We start from the raw sequence: 24,926 nt of genomic DNA, 5'->3' as shown, positions 1-24,926 counted from the left end.
ATATGGATTTTTTTCACGTTCTTTGTGCGATTTATCTTATAAGTATTAGACGGAAAAATACTAAAAACAGACGCCGCTATACAGGCGTAGCAAGGGCTTACCAGAAATTTCAAGATGCTTTTTTCTATTGAAGACGGCAATTAGCACGCTTATTACCAATCTTAGCGATAAAGATCGGCGTTTGCCATTAACGCAATGAGTCCCGCATAAGAGAGACTCATTGCGCTTTGCCTGCATAAAAGCGATTAATTCAAGCGTGTCAGATCGATATACTGTCCCAGAGGTTGCCGTTGAGGTTCCGCCAAATGCGGTATTTCTCCCAGCATGGGGGCAGACAGCCGCTGCTGTAAACTGCTCAGGTATTCCTGGTGCCGTTTGCCCGGCGGCGCGATGTCGTTGGCAATCCAGCCGCTCAATGTCAATCCCGATTGTGCAATCGCGCCGGCTGTCAATAATGCATGATTAATGCAGCCCAGCTTAATCCCCACCACCAGAATGATCGGCAATTGCTCCTGACAAACCCAATCAGCAAACGTTTCTCGCGCCGACAGCGGGGTAAACCAGCCGCCAGCGCCTTCCACCAGCAGCCAGTCAGCCTGCGTCTCCAGCATCCGTAACCCCTCGGACAACACGGTCAGATGAATCGGCCGCTGTTCCTCGGCACTGATAATATGGGGCGACGTCGGCTCAATAAACGCCATCGGATTCACCGCCTGATAGTCAAGCGCCACGCTGCTGTTGGCCTGAATCGCCAACGCATCGCCGTTTCGCACGCCGTCGGGGGTAATGTCGCAGCCGGACGCCACCGGCTTATAACCGGCGGTACGGTATCCGGCGTGATTCGCGGCCTGCAACAGTGCGCAACTGGCGATAGTTTTGCCGACTTCCGTATCCGTACCCGCGACAAACCAGCGTTTAATCACGATAGATCACTCCGTAAATCAATTGGTAGCTGAGCGGATAGCCTTCTGAGCGCCGCGGATAAACCGACGATAATCCGTTTAAGCGGGAACGGCTCAACAGCCCCGGTGCGCGCCTCTGATGCAACCAGGTCGCGCCGATCCCCTTTAATGACTTCATTAACGTCAGCACATCCGGGAAGTAACACGTGATACGCTCCTGACGAAGCTGATAACGATAAGGCTGACAAGCCGCTTCGATCGCGCCAGCGGAGAGAAAATGATTCACACGACGGGTGCCGTCCAACTGCGTCCAGGCATGAGAAAGTTCGCTCAGTGACCCCTCCGCCAGCGTAGAAAACGCGATGATCCCCTCCGATCGCGTGACCCGATACAGCTCAGCCAGCGCGCGGGGTAAATCATCACACCACTGCACCGCCAGATTGCTATAGCTAATATCCACGCAGCCATCTTCCAGCGGCAGATGTTCGATATCACCTTGCACGTAGCGTTCAGCCGCCTGATGTCGGCTGGCATGGCTCAGCATGGCCGGAGAGAGATCCAATGCGGTAACGCGTTTCCCCTGCTGTTGCCAATAGCGGCTGAAATAACCCGTCCCGCAGCCCGCATCCAGAACCTGGGTCCCCCCGTGCGGCGGAATTAAATCAAGCAGGCGCTCCCCGCAGGTGCGTTGCAATTCGGCAAAACGATCATAGCTGGCAGCCGCCCGTCCGAACGCCTGCGCAATCGCCTGCTTATGGTATGTATCAGCGAGCATGATGCAGCACCGCCAGCAGTCGTTCGATATCTTCCGGCTGATGATCGGCCGTCAGCGTAATACGTAAACGCGCACTGCCGGGCGGCACGGTGGGAGGACGCATCGCGCTCACCCATAGCCCCTGCTCACGCAGCGCCGCCGTTAACGCCAACGTGCGGGCATTCTCCCCCACCACCAGCGGCTGAATGGCGCTCAGAGAATTCATCAGTTGGTACGAAGACGCCGAAAAACCGGCACGAAACTGAGCAATATTGCATTGCAACCTATCCCGCCGTGCGGGTTCGTTACGGATATAGTGTAATGCGGCGCTCAGTGCGCAAGCTTGCGGCGCGGGCATGGCCGTGCTGTAAATCAGATGACGGGCGAACTGCAAGAAGTATTCCGCCAGCGGTTCGTCACACAACACGGCCGCGCCGCTAACGCCAAAGGCTTTGCCGAACGTCACAATCAGCAGTTCCGGCTTTACGCCCTGTTGCCAGCAGCTTCCGCGTCCTTCTTCCCCCGACACGCCAATGCCGTGGGCATCATCCACCATCAGCAGCGCACCGTGCGCTCTCGATTGCGCATGTAACTGCGCTAACGGCGCGCTATCACCGTCCATGCTGAATACGCCTTCGGTCACCACCAGCGTTTGGCCTTCTGAGGGTTTTTCCAGCAGCTGTTGCAGGCTATCTGCCTGATTATGCTGAAAACGCCGTAACGTCGCCGGTGAATGTGCCGCCGCCTCCAGCAAGGAAGCATGGCTCAGTTTATCAGCCAGAATGCGGTCGCCCGGTTGGGTTAAGGCCGCGACAACCGCCTGATTCGCCGCATAGCCGGAAATAAACAGTACGGCACGCGGGTACCCCAGCCAGTCGGCCAGTTGAGTTTCCAGTGCGGCATGCGCATCGGTATATCCCGTCACATGGCCGGAACCGCCGCTGCCGACGCCGTATCGGTCCGCGCCCTGCTGCCAGGCCCGGATAATCTCAGGGTGGTGGCTCAACCCCAGATAGTCATTACTGGAAAAATTCAGATAACAGCGATCGCCCTGTCTCAGCCAGCGTCCGCTGCCCCCCTGATTGATCTGCCGCTTGCGATACGCATCGTCCTGTTGCCGCTGCATCAGCGCCTGTTCAACACGGGTTTGCCAGCTCATCTTTCGTCGCTCCGCGTTATCTTGCCCTGCAATACCGATGACAGACGCGGTTTACACGACCGTACGCTTTTAAACCGCCGCATTGTAAAATTGCTCGCTGTCGCTATGAATCAGCTGATCCGTCAGTCGCTGCTGCTGTTGGTTGTCGCCATACTCGACTTCGGTCTGCTGAGGATTCAGCCCCAGCTTACGGAATAACGCCAGATCCTTATCTTCTTTTGGATTCGGCGTGGTCAGCAGTTTGCAACCATAAAAAATGGAGTTGGCCCCCGCCATAAAGCACATAGCCTGCGTTTGTTCGTTCATCTGCTCGCGCCCGGCGGATAGCCGAACATAGGAAGACGGCATCATGATACGCGCGACGGCAATGGTGCGAATAAAATCAAACGGATCGACATCGTCGTTATCGGCCAACGGCGTGCCTTTCACCTTGACCAGCATATTGATCGGAACGCTTTCCGGCGGCGTCGGCAGGTTGGCCAGCTGTACCAGCAATCCAGCCCGATCGCGCACGGTTTCGCCCAGCCCGACAATCCCGCCGGAACAGACTTTGATCCCTGCGTGGCGCACTTTATCCAGCGTATCAAGACGTTCCTGATAGCTGCGCGTGGTGATGATATTGCCGTAGAATTCCGGTGAGGTGTCCAGATTATGGTTATAAAAATCCAGACCGGCGGAAGCCAGACGCGCCGCCTGATCGCCGCTTAACGTACCGAGCGTCATGCAGGTTTCCATCCCCAGTTCTTTGACGCCCAGCACCATTTGTTCCAGATAAGGCATGTCGCGTTCATGGGGATTCTTCCAGGCCGCGCCCATACAAAAACGGGTCGAGCCTGCCGCTTTTGCCTGACGCGCCGATTCCAGCACCTGCTCCACCTGCATCAGCCGTTCCGTTTCAATCCCGGTACGGTAGCGGGAGCTTTGCGGACAATATTTACAGTCTTCAGGACAGGCGCCGGTTTTAATCGACAGCAGCGTACTCACCTGCACCTGGCGGGGATCGAAGTGTTGTCGATGGATTTGCTGGGCCTCAAACATCAACTCCAGAAAAGGTTTATTGAATAGGTTTTGTGCTTGCTCAAGCGTCCAGTAAATGCGGTCAGCCATATCGGCATCTCCAAAATAAAATCGTTTTATCAGTTTAAATTAACCCGATATACTGTCAACCAAATCAAACTCAAATTGGTTTACATAAAACATTATGACTCCGCAAGACCTGGCATTTGACCAGCGCCACATCTGGCATCCTTACACGTCAATGACCCATCCGCTCCCCTGTTATCCGGTGGTGTCAGCCAATGGCGTCGAACTGCAACTTGATGACGGGCGCAAACTGGTCGATGGCATGTCCTCCTGGTGGGCGGCGATTCACGGCTATAACCACCCGGTGATTAATCAGGCGGTGCAGCATCAGCTGTCGCAAATGTCGCATGTGATGTTCGGGGGCATTACGCACCCGGCGGCCATTGCGCTTTGCCGCCAGTTGGTGGAAATCACGCCGGCCGGACTGGAGTGCGTCTTTCTGGCTGATTCGGGGTCGGTTGCCGTTGAAGTGGCGCTGAAGATGGCGCTGCAATACTGGCAGGCGCGTGGCGAAGTGCGCCAGCGTTTTCTTACCCTGCGCCACGGCTATCATGGCGATACCTTTGGCGCGATGTCGGTGTGCGACCCGCAAAACTCCATGCACAGTCTGTATCAGGGCTACCTCCCCGATCATCTGTTTGTGGACGCGCCACAATGCGGCTTTGACGCCGACTGGCAGGACGCCGATATTGCCCCGCTGCGCACCACACTGGCCGCACAGGCGCACGAGATCGCCGCCGTCATTCTGGAGCCGATCGTACAGGGCGCGGGCGGCATGCGTTTTTATCATCCAACGTATCTGCGACAGGTACGTGAACTGTGCGACCGGTACGGCATACTGCTGATAGCGGACGAAATTGCGACCGGATTTGGCCGTACCGGTAAGCTGTTCGCCTGTGAGCACGCGGGGATCGCGCCGGATATTCTGTGTCTGGGGAAAGCGTTAACCGGCGGCTATATGACATTATCCGCCACGCTGACCACCCGCCCGGTTGCCGAAACCATCAGTAACGGCGCGGCGGGATGCTTTATGCACGGTCCGACCTTTATGGCCAATCCGCTGGCCTGCGCCGCCGCCAATGCCAGCCTGTCGCTGCTGGCGGAAAATCGCTGGCAGCAGCAGGTAAAAACGATTGAACAACAGCTACGTCAAGGGCTTATGGCTTTCGCCGCATCTGAACGGGTCGCCGATATCCGGGTGCTGGGCGCGATCGGCGTCGTGGAAACCCGCCAGCCGGTGAATATGGCACGGCTACAGCGATTTTTTGTTGAACGCGGCGTCTGGATCCGTCCATTCGGCAAGCTGATTTACCTGATGCCTCCCTTTATCATTCAACCTGCGCAGTTGCATCTGCTTATCACTGCTATCGGTGAAGCGCTTGCGGACGCCAGCCTGTTTAGCAATGACGTCTGAATCACATCAGGAGAGGGTAAGACGGACATCTCGCACGGAAAACCTGTGAGCTGTGGCACGCTAATTCTATTAGCGTTATGATAAGCCCCTCAGTTAATCAGGAATTCCCCATGCGTAATACGATCATACTATGCTGGCAGTATTTACGCGCTTTCGCATTGATTTATCTCTGCCTGCTGGCAGGCAATGCGATATCCGCGTTACTCCCGCTGACCATTCCCGGCAGCATCATTGGTATGCTGATTCTGTTCACTCTGCTCGCCTCGCAAATCCTGCCTGCCGAATGGGTTAAGCCGGGTTGCCACCTGTTAATCCGCTATATGGCGCTGTTGTTCGTACCGATTGGCGTGGGCGTCATGAACTATTATGACCTGCTCAGCCAGCAGTTCGGCCCGATTGTCGTTTCCTGTATAATCAGCACGTTTATCGTGATGATCGTCGTCGGTTTCAGCACACAGATCATGCAACGTGAAAAGATCATCGTAGACAGCCGTCTGCAAGGTGGGGATAAAGAATAATGCTGGCCTATTTATGGTGGTCTCTGCCGCTGACTCTGTTTGTCTTTTTTGTCGCACGCAAGCTGGCGATTTGGACCAAAATGCCGTTGCTGAATCCGTTGCTGATTTCAATGGTCATCATCATCCCGCTCCTGCTGCTACTGCACATTCCATACGATCGCTATTTCAAGGGCAGCGAAGTGCTCAACGACCTGCTGCAACCTGCGGTCGTCGCGCTGGCTTTTCCCTTATACGAGCAGCTTCACCAGATTCGCGCCCGCTGGAAATCGATTATCAGCGTTTGTTTTATCGGCAGCCTGACCGCCATCGTGTCCGGTACGCTGGTCGCGCTGTGGATGGGGGCATCGCCGGAGATTGCCGCGTCTGTATTGCCTAAATCCGTCACCACGCCAATTGCCATGGCCGTCGCCAGTTCTATCGGCGGTATTCCCGCCATCAGCGCCGTCTGCGTAATTTTTGTCGGTATTCTGGGGGCCGTGTTAGGACACAGCCTGTTCAATCGCATCGGGATCAAAACCAAAGCGGCGCGTGGCCTGTCGATGGGAACCGCTTCACACGCCTTAGGCACGGCGCGCTGTGTCGAAGTGGATTTTCAGGAAGGGGCATTCAGTTCACTGGCATTAGTCATCTGCGGGATTATCACCTCGCTGATCGCGCCTTTTGTTTTCCCCATACTATTGCAGTTTTTCAGCAAGTGACCGCATGCAATCAATGGAAAAAGATGGAAATACGCGAACAGGATTTTTACGACTTTCTCAAGGATGAACAACTGCTGGAGCTGCGGCATAGCAGGCATTCAGGTCAGTTTGCGAAAACACCTGACTCAATTGACAGAGGAACATCTGCAAGTCAGTCGAGCGTGGATGAGTGTTTCAACGCCAGCCTTATTGTCGCTTATCTCTCAGGAGAGATGGGTATTGGCCGCTTTATATACACATAGCCCGTGAAAATGGTACCGATTCTACCTTTACCGTTCTGTTGATATGGGCTGAAGAGTATTTATCACACAACCATTGCAACATTGACGATCTTCGCCAGCTATTCATTGAACGCTATCCAGAGTTGGGTAAATCCCGCCGGGTAACCTGGAAAATCGCCGCCAGCAAATCGGGCATCAGTGCACTCGCGGTGGTAAAAGAAACAGTAAAACTCATACAAGATGTTGAAGCACTACTGGACACCGCGCGTCAGCAACGCATTATCGTATGATTATGTCCCCTTAAATGTCACATTTAGCCGGACTAAATTTTTGAGATACATCTCGCATTTAACATTTAATTTTCATCAATTTCATTCACATAGTGATACATATCACAATTTACTGCTACTCTGCTCCCTAACATAGGTTTATTGACCGGTAAAAAGAGCAAGCCGATATGCATCCACGTTTTGATAACGCCTTTCAACAATTACCCGCCAACCTACAGTCTGCGCTCGCGCCGATCCTGAATCGGGCGGCGTTCTCCGCCATGCTGACGAGCGATGAGGTAGAGAGCCTGTGCCGTGCCAGCCAGATGGAGCGAGATGCGCTGGCGTTTGCCTTATTACCGTTAGCGGCGGCTTGCGCGCAGGCCGCCATTTCCCATTTTCAGGTCGGCGCCATTGCACAAGGCCTGAGTGGCAATTTCTATTTCGGCGCCAATATGGAGTTTGCTCACGTGCAGTTGCAGCAAACCGTACACGCGGAACAAAGCGCGATTGCACACGCCTGGTTGCGTAATGAAACAGGATTAAGCGCCATCACGGTGAACTACACGCCGTGCGGCCACTGTCGGCAATTCATGAATGAACTGAACAGCGCGCCTTCACTTCGCATCCAGCTACCGGGACGCCAGCCTGCCCTGCTCAGCCACTATCTACCTGACGCATTTGGTCCGGCTGATTTGCAAATCAAGACGTTATTGCTGGATGAAGTGAACCACGGCTATCGGCTGGAGAAGGCGGATGCGCTAACGTTGCAGGCACTGGAAGCAGCCAACCGCAGCCATGCGCCGTATAGCCATGCCATCAGCGGCATCGCGCTGGAAACGGTGAACGGCCATCTCTATACCGGCCGCTATGCGGAAAACGCCGCATTCAACCCCAGCCTGCCGCCGCTGCAAGCGGCGCTGAATCTGATGAATCTTTCCGGTGAAGCGCAAACCGATATCCGTCGCGCCGCCATCGTCGAACGTCGGGATGCCGCCATCAGCCAATGGACCATCTCGCAAATCATGCTGGATGAACTCGGATGCACCGACGTTGTCCGCCGTTTCATTGCCGAATAGCGGTCAAATTTTAGAGGTGAATCGATTAACCTTATTTAAGTGCTCAGATGCAAGCCATCTGTAACTATTTTAATTAACATTTTCTGTACATATTCCTCGGGTAATTTAAGATCCGCTTCAGTTTTTATTGGTTATTAAACTGAATTCGTTTCTGTTACCCGAAGAGTAAAAAAGTCATGGAATTAGAATACGAAAGTAAACGTCCCCTCTACATCCCTTATGCTGGCCCTATCTTGCTTGAATTTCCGTTGCTGAATAAAGGCAGTGCATTTACAGAAGAAGAACGCGCCAACTTTAACCTGCATGGTCTATTGCCTGAAGCTGTCGAAACCATTGAAGAACAGGCCGAACGAGCCTGGCGTCAATATCAGGAATTCAAGAATGATATTGATAAGCACGTCTACCTGCGTAACATTCAGGATACGAATGAAACGCTGTTCTACCGCCTGCTGGACGCTCACCTGAGCGAGATGATGCCAATTATCTATACGCCAACCGTGGGTGAAGCCTGTGAGCACTTCTCCGATATCTATCGTCGGGCGCGCGGGTTGTTTATCTCCTATCCAAACCGCGCACATATCGATGATATGCTGCAAAACGCCACCAAGCAGAATGTAAAAGTCATCGTTGTCACTGACGGTGAACGTATTCTGGGTTTGGGCGATCAGGGTATCGGCGGGATGGGAATTCCGATCGGTAAACTGTCGCTGTATACCGCGTGTGGCGGCATTAGTCCGGCTTACACCCTGCCGGTTGTTCTGGATGTGGGCACCAATAATCCGCAGCGTCTGAACGATCCGCTGTACATGGGCTGGCGCCATCCGCGGATTACCGATGACGAATACTATGCGTTCGTTGACGAATTCATTCAGGCGGTCAAACGCCGCTGGCCGAACGTGCTGTTGCAGTTCGAAGACTTCGCCCAGAAAAATGCAACCCCGCTGCTAAACCGCTATCGTGATGAAATCTGTAGCTTCAACGATGACATTCAGGGCACCGCCGCCGTGGCGCTGGGCAGCCTGATTGCCGCCAGCCGTGCGGCCGGCAGCCAGCTGCGCGATCAAACCGTGGTGTTCCTCGGTGCGGGCTCCGCCGGTTGCGGCATCGCCGAACAAATCATTGCGCAGATGAAATCCGAAGGGTTGAGCGAAGATGAGGCCCGCGCCCGCGTTTTCATGGTTGACCGTTTCGGTCTGCTGACCGATAAATTGCCGAACCTGCTCGATTTCCAAAGCAAACTGGTGCAGAAAAGCGAACGGTTGACTGATTGGGACGTGACCAGCGACGCGATCTCTCTGCTGGAAGTGGTTAGCAACGCCAAACCAACCATCATGATTGGGGTTTCCGGTCAACCGGGTCTGTTTACGGAAGAAATTATCCGTGAAATGCACAAACACTGCGCCCGCCCGATCGTCATGCCGTTATCTAACCCGACTTCCCGTGTGGAAGCGCGTCCGGAAGATATTATTCGCTGGACCGACGGTGCCGCGCTGGTGGCAACGGGCAGCCCGTTTAACCCGGTAACCTATAAGGATAAGGTTTACCCGATTCCCCAATGCAACAACTCCTTTATTTTCCCGGGTATTGGGTTGGGCGTGTTGGCTTCCGGGGCAAAACGCATTACCGATGGCATGCTGATGGCGGCCAGCCGCGCATTGGCCGATTGTTCCCCCATGGCCAACAGCGGTGATGGGGCGCTACTGCCGGACATCGCGGATATTCAGGACGTCTCCAGACGCATCGCGCTGGAAGTGGGTAAAGCCGCACAGCTGCAAGGCGTCGCAGTCGTGACGTCCGGTGATGCTCTGGCGAAAGCGATTGCGCACAACTTCTGGCAGCCGCAATATCGTAGCTACAAACGTACCTCGTTCTAATTCTGAGCACCAACATCTCAAACCCGGCTTGCCGGGTTTGAGATGCCTGATCACCGTTTATTATATTTAAGCAAACTTTTTCACTGGTTTTATTCAAAGACAATCACGCCTGTTTATGCCGGAATGGCTGACGCAGACTATCCCCCGGCGATACAACTATGGCAAGATAACCAGCCAATCCCCATTGCCAATGATGTCATTTTTGTTATGAATATAACCGATGTTGACCTCCGGCTCCTGCGCGTATTTTTAGCCGTGGTTGACGCCCGGGGAATAAGTAATGCCCAGGCTGCACTGGGGAGAGATGCCTCGACCATCAGTAAACAGATAACCCAACTTGAGGGCCGACTGGGGTTCCGCTTATGCGAACGAGGGCGTTCCGGCTTCGCCCTGACGGATGAAGGTACAGCCATACATCGCCGGACGCTGGAGCTGTTTACGGTAACCAAACACTTCGAGCAAGATACCCTGGCAATGCGAAGGCAACTGAGTGGCCCTATCCGCATCGCTCAGATCGATAATCTGCTTACTGACGATACCTGCCCGCTAACCGCTACTCTGCAACGTTTTTCCCAGCGAGAACATAATCAGGTCGAGTTTTTCATTGATATTACCGCGCCAGCTCGGATTGAGCAGGCGGTACTGGATAACCAGTCTGATATCGGCATCGGTATTTTTACCCATTGTCTGCAAGAGCTGGAATACCAACCTTTGTATCAGGAGCAGGATCTGCTATATGCATCGGCGTCACACCCGCTGGCTAACATGACAGGAACGAAACTACAGACAATGCAGGGCAAAACCCGGCTGGGATATCGTACCTGAGTTGGCTCCGCTACACGGCGATATTCTGCTCGACAAGCCGGGTAACAGTGCGTTTCACGCCACCGATCTGGATCAGATACTGCGTAGCAAAGGGATTAATCAGTTAATACTGACTGGCGTGACTACCGATGTCTGCGTTCACTCCACCATGCGTGAAGCCAACGATCGCGGTTACGATTGTCTGCTGCTCGCCGATTGCTGTGCTGCCGGTGATCCGTTGTTGCATCAGGCCACCATCGATATCACCCTCAACGAGGGTGGGATCTTTGGCGCCGTTTCGCAATCAGCTGCGCTTTTGCAGGCCGTTGTCTCCGGGAGACCAAACGTTTAGCAACGTTCTGTCCATCAGGTTTTTATCCTGGGATCCAGCGCGTCACGCAGCCCATCGCCCAATAGGTTAAACGCCAGTACCGTCAGGAAAATGGCCAGACTGGGGAAAATCGCCACGTGCGGCGCAATCACCATATCGGAACGCGCTTCATTGAGCATCGCCCCCCATTCCGGCGTCGGCGGCTGAGCGCCAAGCCCCAGAAAGGATAAACTGGCCGCGGTAATGATCGACATGCCAATGCGCATGGAGAAATACACCACAATCGACGACACCGTACCGGGCAGAATATGCCGGAAAACAATGGTCCAGTCGGATGCGCCAATACTGCGGGCCGCCTCAATGTAAGTCTGATGTTTCAATACCAGCGTATTGCCTCTGACCAGGCGGGCAAAGGCCGGAATACTGAAGATCGCCACGGCGACAATCACATTTGCCATCCCGCTGCCCATAATGGCTACCACGGCAATCGCCAACAGAATACCGGGAAACGCAAATAGCACATCGCAGATGCGCATAATAATGCGATCCCACCAGCCTTCGTAGTAACCCGCCAACATCCCCAGAGACGTGCCGATCAGCATCCCGACCAGCACGGAGAAGATCCCTGCCGCCAGCGAAATACGCGTTCCCGCCAGGATACGGCTGAAAATATCCCGTCCCAGCGAATCCACGCCCAACCAGTGCACCGCGGACGGTCCTTCATTCAACCGATCGTAATCAAAATAGTTTTCGGCATCATAGGGGATCAGGTAAGGCGCCAGCACGGCAATAAGAATCAGCAAAACCACAAACATGCCCGCCAGCAAAGCCACATGCTGACGACGGAAGCGCCGCCAGAACTCGCGCCACGGCGTGCGAACCTGATTCTCTCTGAGCACCGGCAGAGTGGATAACGCCGCCTTACGTCGCCAGTTTCTCATTCCCTTTCCTTATTTATAACGAATCGCCGGGTTGATCGCGGCATACAGCATATCGACCAGCAAATTGATCAGAATAAACTCCAGCGAAAACAGCAACACTTCGGCCTGAATCACCGGATAATCACGCATCTCCACTGAATCGACCAACAACCGCCCCAGTCCCGGCCAGTTAAATACTTTTTCCACCACAATCGAGCCGCCCAACAGAAAACCGAATTGCAGCCCCATCATGGTTACGACCGGGATCAGCGCATTGCGTAAGCCGTGTTTTACCACCACCAACGATTCACGTACGCCTTTCGCCCGCGCCGTACGCATATAATCTTCCTGCATCACCTCGACAAAAGACGCCCGGGTGAAGCGGGCCATGACCGCCGCCACTGCGGCGCCCAGCGTAATAGAAGGCAGGATATAGTGCCGCCAGGTATCCGCGCCGACGGTGGGTAGCCAGCCGAGCTCAACGGAAAATACCTGCATCAGCAACATACCCAGCGCAAAGGCGGGAAACGAAATCCCGGACACCGCCAGCGTCATGCCGATCCGGTCCGGCCAGCCATTGCGCCACACGGCCGACACCACGCCAATTGCCATGCCAAAAATCACTGCCCAGACCATACTGCTGACGGTCAGCCAGAACGTCGGCATAAAGCGGGTGGCGATCTCATCCGCCACGGGTCTTTTGGATACCATTGACGTACCCAAATCCCCTTGCAGACTGCGTGTAAAAAAATGCCAAAACTGCTCTGGCAGCGGCTTATCCAAACCCAGATCCTGACGGACCAACTCGACCACCGTCGCATCCGCTTCCCGTCCGGCCGCCAGGCGCGCCGGATCGCCCGGCAGCAAATGGACGAACAGAAACACCAGCACCATGACGATCAACAGCGTGGGAATCAGCCCCAATAATCGTTTGATAAAATAATTCAGCATGGATTGGTTCCCACCACCTATCCTCCCCCGATGTCAAAGAGCAGGGAGGCCAGTCTGGCCTCCCTGATTACGCGGAAAATCATCGGCTTATTCTTTCAGGTCCGCATCGTCAAAGCTGAATGCCGTGTCCGGCATCACATAGAATCCGGTCAGATTCTTACTGTTAGCCGAAACCAGCTTTTCCGTTACCAGGAAAACCCATGGCGCATCGGCCCGGATTTTATCCTGTGCGTCTTTGTACAGTTTCTGCTTCTCCGTCCGATCGGTCGTTTTCAGCGCGTTGGTCAAATCCTCATCAACCTGTGAATTGCTGTAAAATGCCGTATTAAACAACGCTGGCGGCCAGGATGCCGTGGCGAACAGCGGAGACAACGCCCAATCGGCCTCGCCGGTGGAGGCGGACCAGCCGGTATAGAACATGCGCACGCCGGTTTCCTTCACGCCTTTTCCTTCAACTTCCGCCGCACGCTGACCGGCATCCATCGCCGTCACTTCCGCTTTGATGCCCACCTGCGCCAGCTGCTGCTGCGTAAACTGCAACACTTTCTGTGCCGTACTGTGGTTATGCGATGACCACAGCGTGGTGGTGAAACCATTCGGATACCCCGCCTCTTTCAATAGCTCGCGGGCTTTCGCCGGATCGTAAGGCCACGGCTGATACCTCTCCGCATAGTCAATACTGGGCGGCAGCGGCCCTTCCGCCGGCGTGGCATAGCCAGAGAAGGCCACCTTAATCAGCGCGTCTTTGTTGATGGCGTAATTGATCGCCTGACGAACTTTGAGATTATCAAACGGCTTCTGCGTCACATTAAGGCTGATGTAACGGTGCAGAATCGAAGGCGATGCCACCAGCGCCAGTTTGTCATTTTTCTCCAGCACGCTGGCCTGCTCAAACGGAATCGGATAGGCAAAGTGCGCTTCGCCGGTTTGCAACAGCGCGGCTCGCGTATTGTTATCCACGACCGGACGCCAGGTGATGCTATCCAGCTTCGGTAGTCCCGCTTTCCAGTAACCGGCAAATTTCTCGGCTTTGACATAGTCCGTCTGGTTCCAGGTCACAAAACGATATGGCCCGGTCCCTACCGGATGGAAGCCGATCTCTTTGCCATACTGTTTTAGCGCGGCAGGTGAAATCATCACGGCCGCAGGATGCGCCAGATTATTAATAAATGCCGAAAACGGCGATTTCAGCGTGATTTTCACCGTCTGGGCATCAACGACCTCGGTTTTATCAATCATTCTGAACAGGTTATAGCGTTTCAGACGATTTTCCGGGTTGCTGGCGCGATCCAGATTCACTTTGACCGCATCGGCATTGAAATCCGTGCCATCGTGAAACTTCACGCCCGGATGCAGTTTGACGGTATAAACCAAACCATCAGGACTGGTGTCATAACTGTCCGCCAGGACATTAACCAGCTTCATATCCTTATCGAAACCAAACAATCCCTGATAGAACGACTTGGCAACCGTTTGTGACAGCGTGTCATTGGCATCGTACGGATCAAGACTGGTAAAATTGGATCCCACCGCAATCACCGCATCTTTCGCCGCCCAGGCGGGTGCTGTCGCCATGGCCGCTGCGACACCGGCAGCGACTAACCAGTTACGCTTTAAAGTAATAACATTCATCGTGTTACGTTCTCCTTGTGAGTCCCTGTCAGTAAGCGCCGGCAATCGGGTGATGAGCGACAAAATGCCGTTCGCCAACCTGAACCAGAGGCGCGATGGTAGGTTCATCGCCTATTGCCCGAATCGGGCTCGGCATTTCATCAACCAGTAAAACCTGTTCACGATGGCGGCGTGAAGGATCGGCTATGGGTACGGCAGCGATCAGCTTACGGGTATAAGGATGGCGGGGATTCTCGAACACCGCGCTACGCGGGCCGATTTCCACAATCTGCCCCATGTACATTACCGCAACCCGGTGGCTGATCCGCTCAACCACCGCCATATCATGCGAAATGAATAAAAACGCAATGCCGAATTCGCGCTGCAAATCCAGCATCAGATTGATGATTTGTGCCTGAATGGAAACATCCAGCGAGGAAACCGCCTCATCCGCAATAACGACCTTGGGGTTCAACGCCAATGCTCTGGCGATACAGAGACGCTGACGCTGTCCGCCGGAAAATTCATGCGGATAACGGCGGGCGTGTTCAGGTTGCAACCCTACCCGCGCTAATAGCCATGCAACACGCTGTTCCGCTTCCCGTCTGCTCCCGACCTGGTGCACCAGCAACGGTTCCATAATGGAAAATCCGACGGTTAAGCGCGGGTCCAGCGAAGCATAAGGATCCTGAAAAATAAACTGAATGTCCCTGCGCAAATGCTGCAACGCCGCCCCTTGCAGTTGATTAATCTGTTGGCCGCCAAAAACAATCGTTCCGCTCTGACTTTCCACCAGCTTCAGCAACGCTCGTCCGGTTGTGGATTTGCCGCAGCCTGACTCGCCAACCAGCGACAACGTTTCCCCCGGATAGAGGTCAAAGCTCACTTTTTCAACCGCGTGAACCTGACGGGTTACGCGGTTCAACAGGCCGCTGCGCACCGGAAACCGGGTAACCAGATTCTGCACCTGCAAAATAGGCGCAGCATTCACGGGAATAGTATTCTGCGGCGCACTGTCGACAGTCTGCGGCGTCTCGTGATTCAACAGCGGAAATTTTGCCGGAAACGCCTGCCCCCGCATGGAACCCAACGTCGGCACCGCCGCCAGCAAGGCCTGCGTATAATGATGCTGCGGCGTATTGAAAATCTGATTGACGTCCCCTGTCTCCACGCTTTCTCCGCGATACATCACCATCACCCGGTCAGCAACTTCCGCGACTACGCCCATGTCGTGGGTGATGAAGATGACAGCCATATTCATTTCCCGTTGCAACACGCGAATAAGTTGCAGGATCTGGGCCTGTATGGTGACATCCAGCGCCGTCGTCGGCTCGTCAGCGATCAGCAGCGACGGTTTGCAGGAGAGCGCGATGGCAATCATGACCCGTTGCCGCATGCCGCCGGAGAGCTGATGGGGATAGCGATCCAGTACGTTACGCGCTTCAGGAATGCGGACCAGATCCAACATGTGTAAAGCCTCCCGCCGCGCGGCACGATGATCCTTCCCCTGATGCAAGCGGATGGATTCGGCAATCTGCTCGCCGACCGAAAAGACCGGATTCAGCGACGTCATTGGCTCCTGAAAAATCATTGCCAGATCGGCGCCGCGCAGTTTCCGCATCAGCGATTGATGGGTTTCCCGCAGATCCAGAACCTGACCATTACGTCGGCGAAACAGCATATCCCCCTGATGAATCACGCCGCCGGCCTGTTCAATCAAGCGCATCACCGTCAGTGACGTCACCGATTTCCCCGACCCGGATTCGCCGACAATAGCCAGCGTCTCACCGCGATCGACAGCAAAGGTTAAATCACGTACCGCATCCGTCCGCTGTCCCTGCTGCTCAAAATAAACGCTCAGATCGCGAACCGCCAATACCCGCTCGTCAGGCAGGGAAATCCTGGGCGCAGGGACAGGGATAAGGGGCGATGCAGCATGATGCCGTGTTAATACCATTAACAGTGAATCTCCATATAAACAAGGGCCGCGACGACGACGGTGCGATCAGGGACGAATGATTAACGCATTGATATTAAATATACTCATTACTGTGCGCATGACTATGACCGCATTCGGCGCCAGAAGCCGCCTCATTATCACCCGCGTTTTTTGACTATATTTAGCGCAGGGTATGATGTAAAGCGGAAACTTAACCGGCATTTTGATAAAAAATCTTTTATAACATATAGTTAATAAAAATAACCATAACGATATAAATGCACCGACAGCCCAGCGAACCCCCAAGTCCGGCGTAATACCCCCTCACAATTACCCAACGCCTTGACCCATGCACATTCTCCGGGCCGGCGTTCTCTGACATAATATTGGCATACGATCCCTGTTTTCGCCCGCAGACCTCCCCCGGCGAAACCTATCATGGAGTGCAGATGAAAAGCATGACCTCAGGCTTATTGCCCCTCGAACAGGCGTTGGCCACGATATTTGCTCAGGTATCACCGATATCGGAAACAGAAAATGTTTCGCTGTATGATGCCGCCGGCCGGATTAGCGCCGACGCGATAACGTCCCCCATAAACGTTCCCCTCTTCGCTAATTCTGCAATGGATGGTTATGCCGTTCGCTGCGCCGATCTCTGTGCGTCAGAACCGCTACCGGTAGCGGGCAAAGCCTTTGCGGGGTCGCCATTTAACGGGGAATGGCCCGCCGGAACCTGTATCCGCATCATGACCGGCGCCCCCATTCCTGAAGGTACCGACGCGGTTATCATGCAGGAACAGGCAGAAGTCAGCGACGCCGGCGTGCGCTTTACCCATGACGTCAAGCCCGGGCAAAATATCCGTCGGCCTGGTGAGGATATCCGTGCAGGCGCGGTTGTTCTACCAGCAGGAAGAAAATTAAGCGTAGCGGAATTGCCGTTACTGGCTTCGCTGGGGATCGCCCGAATCAATGTGTTCCGTCGTTTGAAAGTGGCCATCTTTTCAACCGGCGATGAGCTTCAGCCCGTCGGCACCCCGCTTCAGACCGGACAAATCTATGACACTAACCGCTTCGCCATGCGCCTGATGCTGGAGCAAATCGGCTGTGAGGTTAACGATTTGGGCATCATTGGCGATGACCCTGTCGCCCTGCGCAACGCTTTTCACCGGGCGGACAGCAGCGCCGATCTGGTTATCAGCAGTGGGGGCGTTTCCGTCGGTGAAGCGGATTACACAAAACAGATGCTGGATGAATTAGGCGATATCCATTTTTGGAAACTGGCGATCAAACCCGGTAAGCCGTTTGCCTTCGGCAAGTTACAGCATGCCTGGTTCTGCGGCCTGCCGGGCAACCCGGTTTCCGCGGCCCTCACCTTCTATCAACTGGTTCAGCCCCTGCTGGCTCGTTTAGGCGGGTATACAGAGTGGCATTTACCTGACCGTATCCGCGTAAAAACAACCAGCGCACTGAAAAAGACGCCCGGCCGCACAGATTTTCAGCGTGGCATCTTCAACCGTAGCGCACAAGGTGAACTGGAGGTCAGAACTACCGGACATCAGGGTTCGCATGTCTTCAGTTCCTTCAGCCTCGCGAACTGTTTTATCGTGCTGGAAGCCGAACGAGGACCGGTCGCCGCAGGTGAATGGGTTGAAATAGAACCGTTCAATTCGCTGTTGGGACATTGATCATGCTGCCGGAACTCAGTGATGCCGAAGCGCTGCGCTACAATCGTCAGATTGTGCTGCGCGGCTTTGACTTTGACGGACAGGAAAAACTGAAAGCATCGCGCTTACTGATTGTCGGACTGGGCGGGCTTGGCTGCGCGGCGTCACAATATCTGGCTACGGCGGGCGTCGGCCACCTGACGCTGCTGGATTTTGATACCGTTTCGCTTTCCAACTTGCAGCGTCAGGTATTACACCGTGATGAACGTATTGGCATGGCGAAAGTCGAATCAGCGCGGATCGCACTGACAGAACTCAACCCCCATCTCTCTTTAGATACGGTAAACGCCAGTCTGGATGACGAAGCGTTCGGCGTCCTGATGGAAAAACACGATGCGGTACTGGATTGTACCGACAATGTTGCTGTCCGCGACAGGCTGAATCGCCTTGGTTTTCAGTTGAAAAAGCCGTTAATTTCCGGCGCGGCAATCCGTATGGAAGGCCAGATCAGCGTGTTTACCTACCAGCCGGATGAGCCTTGTTACCGTTGCCTTAGCCGGTTGTTCGGCGACAACGCGCTGACCTGTGTGGAATCGGGTGTGATGGCCCCGCTGGTCGGCGCCATCGGCAGTCTGCAAGCTCTGGAAGCCATCAAACTACTGACCCGTTACGGCAACGTCGCCACGGGTCGTCTGCTGATGTTTGATGCCATGACGCTGCAATTTCGCGAAATCAAGCTGCCGAAAAATCCCGCCTGTGAGGTGTGTGGCGGTTAATTAACCGTATCGGCGCCAATTCCATCGGGAAACAGAACCGCGCTCCACATTTGCCCACCAGGGACGGTTGGCCCCTGAGTGATATCTTATTCATATTGTTATGACTTTGTGTATATTTAAGGTGTAAAATGTTCGTTCGATGCTTAAGCAGGTCAGACATACTATGAGCCAACCGCTTTCTATTGACGAAAAAATCCAAAATTCTATCACCAAGGTCGCCAAAGTCGTTTTTCCTACCAATATCAATCATCACTCCACCTTGTTTGGCGGCACCGCGCTGTCGTGGATGGACGAGATCTCTTTCATTACCGCAACCCGTTTTTGCCATAAACCACTGGTTACGGTTTCCACAGAAAAGATTAACTTTAATACGCCGATTCCTTCCGGCACGATTATCGAACTTATCGGACAGGTCAGCCGGGTGGGAAGAACCAGCCTGACCGTTGATGTTAATGTTTTTCTGGAACAGATGTACGCGGAAGGCCGGACCAAGGTGATATCAGGACAGTTCAATTTTGTTGCAGTGAATGATGAAGGCCGGCCGATTCCATTATTTTAGGCAAACGCGTTTTAGGCAGACATGTTTTAGACAGGCACGTTTTAAATACGTGCCTGCCTCAACGGTGAGGTGGAGATAACAACCGCGTTATTATCTCGAATTCATCCATCGTTAGTAAATTTACATATATAAATCAATCTACTATTTTCTTGTATGCAATAGATATCAGTGCCACAGTGTATAAATAAGCAACCATGTAAAGGGGTACGAACCATGAGTAATGCTTTTTTGCAAGCCATCAAAGCCCGCCGCTCCATCTATGCCATCGGGAATAAATTACCCATTTCCGAGGATGCGGTCACCGCGTTGATTACCGAAGCCGTTAAGCAAAGTCCTTCATCCTTCAACTCGCAGAGCTCGCGCGTGGTGATCCTGTTCGGTGAACAGCATGCCAAAGTCTGGGATATCGTTAAGCAGCAGTTGAAGAAGATTGTTCCTGAAGGATCATTCGCGGCCACAGAGCAGAAGCTGGCTTCGTTTGCCGCCGGCGCGGGCACCGCCTTATTCTTTGAAGACACAAAAGTCATCGAAGATCTCCAGAAGAAGTTTGCTCTGTATGCGGATAATTTCCCTGTCTGGTCGGAGCATTCTACCGGGATTGCCCAGTTCGCCGTGTGGTCCACTCTGGCGCAGGAAAAAATCGGCGCATCGCTACAGCATTACAATCCGCTAATTGACGACGATGTGAAAACACAGTGGAATTTGCCTGCCAGTTGGAAGCTGCGCGCTCAATTGCCATTCGGTTCAATTGAACAACCCGCGGGTGAAAAAACCTATATCCCGGATGAAGAACGTTTTCGTATTTTCAAATAATCCGTTGATCCATAGATCTTAATATAAAAAAGGGACCACGCAGCCATGCGTCCCCTTTTTTAACCATGCTTCCCCCTTCTCATAATTAAAACGTCCAAGTAGCAATACGCGCCTTCATCTTATCTCGGCGCAAATACTCCGAATAAATCGTTGCAGCTTCCTGCCTATTTTTTCTCCGGTTCAATAAGAACGGCGCATCGCATAGGCTAATTGGTCGCATTTCTTTGCACATCAACACATTGATGTTTCTTGGCGCGACTGCTTAACTTCAGTAAGATGCTCTGCGATATTCGTTAGATGAGCGATGGATTTTGAATTGCCTTATCATTTGATGACTACATTGAGGACAATGTCTTGCGGATCGGACTAATGACAAGCTCACGCTGGTTGAATAAACCCCGGGCAATAATCCTGTTTGCCGCGATGCTCCTCACTGCGTTTCTGGTTATTAGCTGGACCAGCTATGAAGTTGCCAAAGAGTCACTGGAAGAAGAAATAAAAGAAAACACCCTGCCTCTCACCAGCGACAATGTGTACTCCGAAATCCAGCAGGATTTGCTCAAGCCGATATTCATCTCATCACTGATGGCGCACGACACATTTTTGCGTGACTGGGTTATCAATGGCGAAAGCGATCCACTGGCGATGATCCGTTACCTGAAAGAAATCGATAACCGTTTCAATACCATATTCTCTTTTTTCGTTTCGGATAACACCAAACGTTACTACGACCCTCAACGCATTCTGAAAACCGTCTCAGAGCAATCCCCCGACGATCGGTGGTACTTTCAGGCCAGAACGCTGTCGGATGAGACACCCTATGCTATAGATATTTCCGTTGACCCTGAAGACCGTACGCGCATGGACATCTTTATCAATCACCGGGTGATGGACTATAACAATAATTTCATTGGAATTACGGGAGTGGGGATCCCCGTTGAACGGGTAAAAAACCTGATTGAAAAATACGAGCAGCGTTACAACCGAACCATCTATTTTATTGATAAAACGGGTAACGTGGCATTGCATGGAAACACCTACAATCGCCCATTGAAAATTCAGGAGCAGCCCGGCCTGTCCTCGTTGACCACCTCAATATTGACGGTTCCCGGCGGCGCATATGAATATTTCTCAAACGGCAGACAGGTTTTCCTGAACACGCGGTTGCTGCCCGAGTTTGGCTGGTATCTGATGGTAGAGCAAAGTAATCATCCCAGCGAGAAACGCCTCTATGCCACGCTGATGAAAAACCTCGGCGTCAGTATTGTCGTTAGTATGCTGTTCTTATTTCTGCTATGGCTGACTATCGGCGGCTACCAGCGACGCCTGGAGCAGATGGCAACCACGGATAAGCTGACCGGCATTATGAATCGACAGGCCTTTGATTACTTTTTCAAACGTTTATTGGCCAGGCGAATATCTCATCACCAGCCCGTCGCCATTCTGTTAATTGATATTGACCACTTTAAACAGATAAACGACCACTATGGTCATGGCGTTGGCGACGTGGTTTTGCAACATATTGCCGGCCTGATACAGCAAACCATTCGACGTAGCGATCAGGCCTGCCGCTGGGGCGGAGAAGAGTTCGTCATACTGCTGGACAACTGTAACCTCGATAACGCATTACTGCGGGCCGACTCGTTGCGTAAAAAGATTGAATCGGCGAAAGTTCGGGCTGAAAGCGACACGATTCAAATTACCATCAGTGGTGGCGTCGCGGAGTATCAGAACAATGAAACACTGGATTCGATGATTAATCGAGCGGATATTGCGCTCTACCAGGCGAAACAGCAAGGACGCAATCGGGTTGTTAAATCAGAATAGTCGTTAAATCAGAATAATGGCTAAATCCGCACACGTTTCAACATCCGCTGTTTTTACTCCCGCCAGAGAGAATCAGGTCGCTGGCGGGAATACATTACTTCATCTGTTTTCCGTAGGCATACTTCACTTCAGAAACGCGCAACTCATAGCGTTTGTACCACTCTGTGATACCAAATTCCTGCGCAATACGATGCTCTGAGTGGTTCCGCCACCGCTTGATGGCTTCAAGCGAGTCCCAGTAAGAGACGGTTATGCCAAATCCCTGACTATCGCGTGCGCTTTCCGCCCCCAAATAACCGGGTTGCTCCATCGCCAATTCAACCATACGAAGCGACATAGCGTCATACCCATTATCCCCTTCGGTGCGTTGAGATGAAAAAATAACCGCAAAATAAGGCGGTTCTGGCAAACGGGTAAATTGAGTATCCGACATGAACAACCTCTGAATACGGGGAAATAATAAAGAGATACCCCGATACCATTGGGATCAGACGTATCCGGGAGCGAATAGGTTTTAATACATTGAATTAACGGACGCAATCGAAAGGTATAAATATTCGGCAGAATAAAATAAAGCAGACCTCACCACCGGTGACACCCGCCTGCCATTGTTTAAAATAATAAGTCATCCGGTATCATGCTGTACCCGGGATGCTTCCTTAAATTTTATTCATTTTTAAATACTATTCGTTTTAAATACTATCCGTTTTGGTCTGAACCCAGAACGCATGGATCAGTCCGGGGAAATACCCCAGCAAGGTAAGAATAATATTCAGAATAAATGCGCCGCCAACCCCTTTCCCCAGCAACACGCCCAAAGGCGGTAAAAGGATGGTAAATACGATTCGCCAAAAACCCATATCAGTCTCCGTAACGTAATGATTACTTATGACCCTAGTACAGGTAACGCGATTTGTCAGCATTACAAGGGAAGATCAACGACAGTGCATCAGGATTACAGAAGAAAAAATGGTTTGATAGATGATTTTCTCACCGGGATTTTTATCACAGAATAGAATGGCTATAAGTGATTGAATAATGGCGGAGAGAGAGGGATTTGAACCCTCGGAGGGATTGCTCCCTCAACGGTTTTCGAAACCGTCCCGTTCAGCCGCTCCGGCATCTCTCCGTTTAAGCGGTTGCTATGATGCCCGCTTTTGCGGCATTTTAACAGCATTAGCTCTCGCCTTTAAATTCAAGTGATGACTTAGCGAGCAACAGCGATGATTAAATGGCCGTGGAAGACAAATGAATGTCCTATGGAGACATTGGAACACTGGCAACCAGCAATGTCGATTCCCCTTTTAGCCCCATTGAGTGACGCGGAACGAAAGAAGCTGGTACCGATTGCTGAACAGTTTCTGAAAATAAAGCGCCTGATTCCGTTACAGGAACTGGTGTTAACCGAGGTTATGCAGCAACGTATCGCGCTGTTGTTTTCCCTGCCGGTACTGGAACTGGGTATAGAATATCTGGACGGCTTTCACGAGGTGCTCATTTATCCCGGTCCTTTCATCGTTAATGATGAATGGCAAGACGACATCGGGCTGGTGCATACCGGTAAAATTGTGCAGTCGGGGCAAAGCTGGGATCAAGGCCCCGTGATCCTCAACTGGCAGGAAGTTCAGGATTCGTTTGATCTGTCCGGTTTCAATCTCGTCATTCACGAAGTGGCCCACAAACTGGACGTTCGCAGCGGTGGCATCGCCACAGGCGTTCCTGCGATTTCCCTGCGAGATATCGCTTCATGGGAACAGCATTTGCATGCTGCGATGGATGCGTTGCAGGAAGAAATTGATTTAGTGGGTGAAGATGCCGCCAGCATGGATCCCTACGCCGCACAGGATCCTGTCGAATGTTTTGCCGTACTTTCCGAATATTTCTTCAGCGCGCCAGAACTGTTATCGGAACGGTTCCCGGCACTGTATCAATGTTTCCAGGGATTCTATCATCAGGATCCGCTGGGACGACTTAAAGACTGGCAAGACAGCACACACTACAACGCCCCTGTGATTTATTGACCGGAATAAAGGCAGAATTGTACACGGCCTAAACAGTCAGACGATAACGCCGATTTTGCCGTTGACAGCATTGCGGGTGCCGGATATCATGCGCCCCGTTCACACGATTCCTCTGTAGTTCAGTCGGTAGAACGGCGGACTGTTAATCCGTATGTCACTGGTTCGAGTCCAGTCAGAGGAGCCAATTTAGAGAAAGCAGACGTTCACTAACGTCTGCTTTTTTGCTTTTAATCAATTGGTTATCCCCTTCTTCAGGTTCACCCTCGTCCACTAAAAACCACTCGAAGCCATACCCTTTTGCTGGTAAAAATACTGGTAATGGTAGTTCGATTGCGTTTTTACCAGCAATCAGAGGGAACCGTCATGTCACTTACTGATACTAAAGTAAAAAATGCCAAGCCGTCAGAAAAGGCGGTGAAGCTGACTGACGGGTTCGGCCTCTACCTGCTGGTACATCCCAACGGTTCAAAATACTGGCAGTTAGGTTATCGTTTTGAAGGGAAACAGAAGGTGTTTTCCATCGGCGTCTACCCTGCTGTTTCACTGGCTGATGCAAGACAACGCCGGGATGAGGCAAAAAAACTGTTAGCCGCTGGAGTAGACCCCAGCGCTAAAAAGCAGGCTGACAACAAAACCATTCAAGAGAAGCGTAACAACACCCGCGCTTTCAAAACCGTCGCCAAAAGCTGGTTCACTACCAAAACCACATGGTCGGAAGATTATCAGCGTTCTGTATGGA

General features: G+C 52.7%; 26 protein-coding genes and 2 tRNA genes. 17 read left to right on the top strand and 11 right to left on the bottom strand.

The annotated features are described in order from the left end of the window. Positions 1-245: 245 nt before the first annotated feature. From bioD to bioB, 4 genes are all read right to left on the bottom strand, one after another. On the bottom strand, positions 246-923 hold the full coding sequence (gene bioD, locus DDT52_RS18540) for a dethiobiotin synthase (RefSeq protein ID WP_136157671.1): 678 nt from the start codon (positions 921-923) through the stop codon (positions 246-248). Next, a complete protein-coding gene (bioC, locus tag DDT52_RS18535; protein ID WP_136157670.1) occupies positions 916-1,677 on the bottom strand; it encodes a malonyl-ACP O-methyltransferase BioC in 762 nt (253 codons plus the stop codon). Before bioC ends, bioD begins: the two co-directional genes overlap by 8 nt. Then, entirely contained in the window at positions 1,667-2,815 is a 1,149-nt protein-coding gene (gene bioF / locus DDT52_RS18530; RefSeq protein WP_136157669.1) for an 8-amino-7-oxononanoate synthase, read from the bottom strand. Before bioF ends, bioC begins: the two co-directional genes overlap by 11 nt. 69 nt (positions 2,816-2,884) lie before the next feature. Next, on the bottom strand, positions 2,885-3,922 hold the full coding sequence (bioB, locus tag DDT52_RS18525; protein ID WP_136157668.1) for a biotin synthase BioB: 1,038 nt from the start codon (positions 3,920-3,922) through the stop codon (positions 2,885-2,887). A 94-nt stretch (positions 3,923-4,016) separates the two neighbouring features. Between bioB and bioA the strand changes: the two genes are divergently transcribed. The 9 genes from bioA (at position 4,017) to DDT52_RS18480 (ending at position 11,127) form a co-directional block, all read left to right on the top strand. Beyond that, positions 4,017-5,312 (top strand): adenosylmethionine--8-amino-7-oxononanoate transaminase, encoded by a 1,296-nt coding sequence (gene bioA / locus DDT52_RS18520; protein ID WP_136157667.1) that lies wholly within the window; start codon positions 4,017-4,019, stop codon positions 5,310-5,312. A gap of 110 nt (positions 5,313-5,422) precedes the next feature. Next, positions 5,423-5,830, top strand: coding sequence for a CidA/LrgA family protein (locus DDT52_RS18515; RefSeq protein ID WP_136157666.1), 408 nt, complete (start codon positions 5,423-5,425; stop codon positions 5,828-5,830). Continuing rightward, the gene (locus DDT52_RS18510) at positions 5,830-6,528 is read left to right on the top strand and encodes a CidB/LrgB family autolysis modulator (protein ID WP_136157665.1); all 699 of its coding nucleotides are present in this window, start codon (positions 5,830-5,832) and stop codon (positions 6,526-6,528) included. The genes DDT52_RS18515 and DDT52_RS18510 overlap by 1 nt, the downstream gene beginning before the upstream one ends. Positions 6,529-6,551: 23 nt before the next feature. Then, positions 6,552-6,770 carry a hypothetical protein gene (locus tag DDT52_RS18505; RefSeq protein WP_136157664.1) on the top strand — a complete coding sequence of 73 codons (219 nt, stop codon included), beginning with the start codon at positions 6,552-6,554 and terminating at the stop codon, positions 6,768-6,770. Between the two features lie 38 nt (positions 6,771-6,808). Beyond that, entirely contained in the window at positions 6,809-7,039 is a 231-nt protein-coding gene (locus tag DDT52_RS18500) for a hypothetical protein (protein ID WP_136157663.1), read from the top strand. A gap of 167 nt (positions 7,040-7,206) precedes the next feature. Next, a complete protein-coding gene (cdd, locus tag DDT52_RS18495) occupies positions 7,207-8,097 on the top strand; it encodes a cytidine deaminase (RefSeq protein WP_136157662.1) in 891 nt (296 codons plus the stop codon). Between the two features lie 176 nt (positions 8,098-8,273). After that, the gene (locus DDT52_RS18490) at positions 8,274-9,971 is read left to right on the top strand and encodes an NAD-dependent malic enzyme (RefSeq protein WP_136157661.1); all 1,698 of its coding nucleotides are present in this window, start codon (positions 8,274-8,276) and stop codon (positions 9,969-9,971) included. A gap of 207 nt (positions 9,972-10,178) precedes the next feature. Then, positions 10,179-10,796 carry a LysR family transcriptional regulator gene (locus DDT52_RS18485; RefSeq protein ID WP_168709806.1) on the top strand — a complete coding sequence of 206 codons (618 nt, stop codon included), beginning with the start codon at positions 10,179-10,181 and terminating at the stop codon, positions 10,794-10,796. 1 nt (position 10,797) lies between these two features. Continuing rightward, entirely contained in the window at positions 10,798-11,127 is a 330-nt protein-coding gene (locus tag DDT52_RS18480; RefSeq protein ID WP_247595593.1) for a cysteine hydrolase family protein, read from the top strand. A gap of 14 nt (positions 11,128-11,141) precedes the next feature. Here DDT52_RS18480 and gsiD read toward each other — a convergent pair whose 3' ends face one another. The 4 genes from gsiD to gsiA form a co-directional block, all read right to left on the bottom strand. Further along, the gene (gene gsiD, locus DDT52_RS18475; RefSeq protein WP_136157658.1) at positions 11,142-12,047 is read right to left on the bottom strand and encodes a glutathione ABC transporter permease GsiD; all 906 of its coding nucleotides are present in this window, start codon (positions 12,045-12,047) and stop codon (positions 11,142-11,144) included. A gap of 9 nt (positions 12,048-12,056) precedes the next feature. Next, the gene (gene gsiC, locus DDT52_RS18470) at positions 12,057-12,977 is read right to left on the bottom strand and encodes a glutathione ABC transporter permease GsiC (RefSeq protein ID WP_136157657.1); all 921 of its coding nucleotides are present in this window, start codon (positions 12,975-12,977) and stop codon (positions 12,057-12,059) included. Positions 12,978-13,064: 87 nt separating this feature from the next. Further along, positions 13,065-14,609, bottom strand: a complete 1,545-nt coding sequence (gene gsiB / locus DDT52_RS18465; RefSeq protein ID WP_136157656.1) for a glutathione ABC transporter substrate-binding protein GsiB — start codon at positions 14,607-14,609, stop codon at positions 13,065-13,067. A 28-nt stretch (positions 14,610-14,637) separates the two neighbouring features. Beyond that, positions 14,638-16,545, bottom strand: coding sequence for a glutathione ABC transporter ATP-binding protein GsiA (gsiA, locus tag DDT52_RS18460; protein WP_136157655.1), 1,908 nt, complete (start codon positions 16,543-16,545; stop codon positions 14,638-14,640). A gap of 431 nt (positions 16,546-16,976) precedes the next feature. On the opposite strand from gsiA, the gene moeA reads away from it, so the two are divergent. From moeA to DDT52_RS18435, 5 genes are all read left to right on the top strand, one after another. Then, the gene (gene moeA / locus DDT52_RS18455; protein ID WP_136157654.1) at positions 16,977-18,212 is read left to right on the top strand and encodes a molybdopterin molybdotransferase MoeA; all 1,236 of its coding nucleotides are present in this window, start codon (positions 16,977-16,979) and stop codon (positions 18,210-18,212) included. A gap of 2 nt (positions 18,213-18,214) precedes the next feature. Continuing rightward, positions 18,215-18,967 carry a molybdopterin-synthase adenylyltransferase MoeB gene (gene moeB / locus DDT52_RS18450; protein WP_136157653.1) on the top strand — a complete coding sequence of 251 codons (753 nt, stop codon included), beginning with the start codon at positions 18,215-18,217 and terminating at the stop codon, positions 18,965-18,967. A 163-nt stretch (positions 18,968-19,130) separates the two neighbouring features. Further along, complete coding sequence (locus DDT52_RS18445) at positions 19,131-19,526, top strand: acyl-CoA thioesterase (protein WP_136157652.1); 396 nt, start codon at positions 19,131-19,133, stop codon at positions 19,524-19,526. A 213-nt stretch (positions 19,527-19,739) separates the two neighbouring features. Further along, positions 19,740-20,339, top strand: a complete 600-nt coding sequence (locus DDT52_RS18440) for a nitroreductase family protein (protein WP_136157651.1) — start codon at positions 19,740-19,742, stop codon at positions 20,337-20,339. 369 nt (positions 20,340-20,708) lie between these two features. Then, positions 20,709-22,166: a sensor domain-containing diguanylate cyclase gene (locus DDT52_RS18435; protein WP_425591565.1), complete on the top strand. Its 1,458-nt coding sequence runs from the start codon at positions 20,709-20,711 to the stop codon at positions 22,164-22,166. A gap of 94 nt (positions 22,167-22,260) precedes the next feature. On the opposite strand, the gene DDT52_RS18430 is transcribed toward DDT52_RS18435, so the two are convergent. The 3 genes from DDT52_RS18430 to DDT52_RS18420 all read right to left on the bottom strand — a co-directional run bounded on the left by DDT52_RS18430 (position 22,261) and on the right by DDT52_RS18420 (position 23,295). Further along, positions 22,261-22,599, bottom strand: a complete 339-nt coding sequence (locus DDT52_RS18430) for an antibiotic biosynthesis monooxygenase family protein (RefSeq protein WP_136157649.1) — start codon at positions 22,597-22,599, stop codon at positions 22,261-22,263. A 259-nt stretch (positions 22,600-22,858) separates the two neighbouring features. Continuing rightward, positions 22,859-23,026 carry a YqaE/Pmp3 family membrane protein gene (locus DDT52_RS18425; RefSeq protein WP_109055383.1) on the bottom strand — a complete coding sequence of 56 codons (168 nt, stop codon included), beginning with the start codon at positions 23,024-23,026 and terminating at the stop codon, positions 22,859-22,861. A 179-nt stretch (positions 23,027-23,205) separates the two neighbouring features. Beyond that, a tRNA-Ser gene (locus DDT52_RS18420) sits at positions 23,206-23,295 on the bottom strand. A 94-nt stretch (positions 23,296-23,389) separates the two neighbouring features. Between DDT52_RS18420 and mtfA the strand changes: the two genes are divergently transcribed. The 3 genes from mtfA to DDT52_RS18405 form a co-directional block, all read left to right on the top strand. Then, on the top strand, positions 23,390-24,187 hold the full coding sequence (mtfA, locus tag DDT52_RS18415; protein WP_136157648.1) for a DgsA anti-repressor MtfA: 798 nt from the start codon (positions 23,390-23,392) through the stop codon (positions 24,185-24,187). 108 nt (positions 24,188-24,295) lie between these two features. Further along, positions 24,296-24,371 (top strand) — tRNA-Asn (locus tag DDT52_RS18410). A 179-nt stretch (positions 24,372-24,550) separates the two neighbouring features. Next, positions 24,551-24,926, top strand: a 376-nt coding sequence (locus DDT52_RS18405) for an Arm DNA-binding domain-containing protein (RefSeq protein WP_136157647.1), incomplete at its 3' end; no start/stop codon positions are given.

Origin of the sequence: Brenneria roseae subsp. roseae (genome assembly GCF_003115845.1) — a bacterium.
Lineage (GTDB): Bacteria > Pseudomonadota > Gammaproteobacteria > Enterobacterales > Enterobacteriaceae > Brenneria > Brenneria roseae.
Note: the sequence above shows the minus strand (reverse complement) of the source record. Positions and strands in the feature narration are given on the sequence as shown.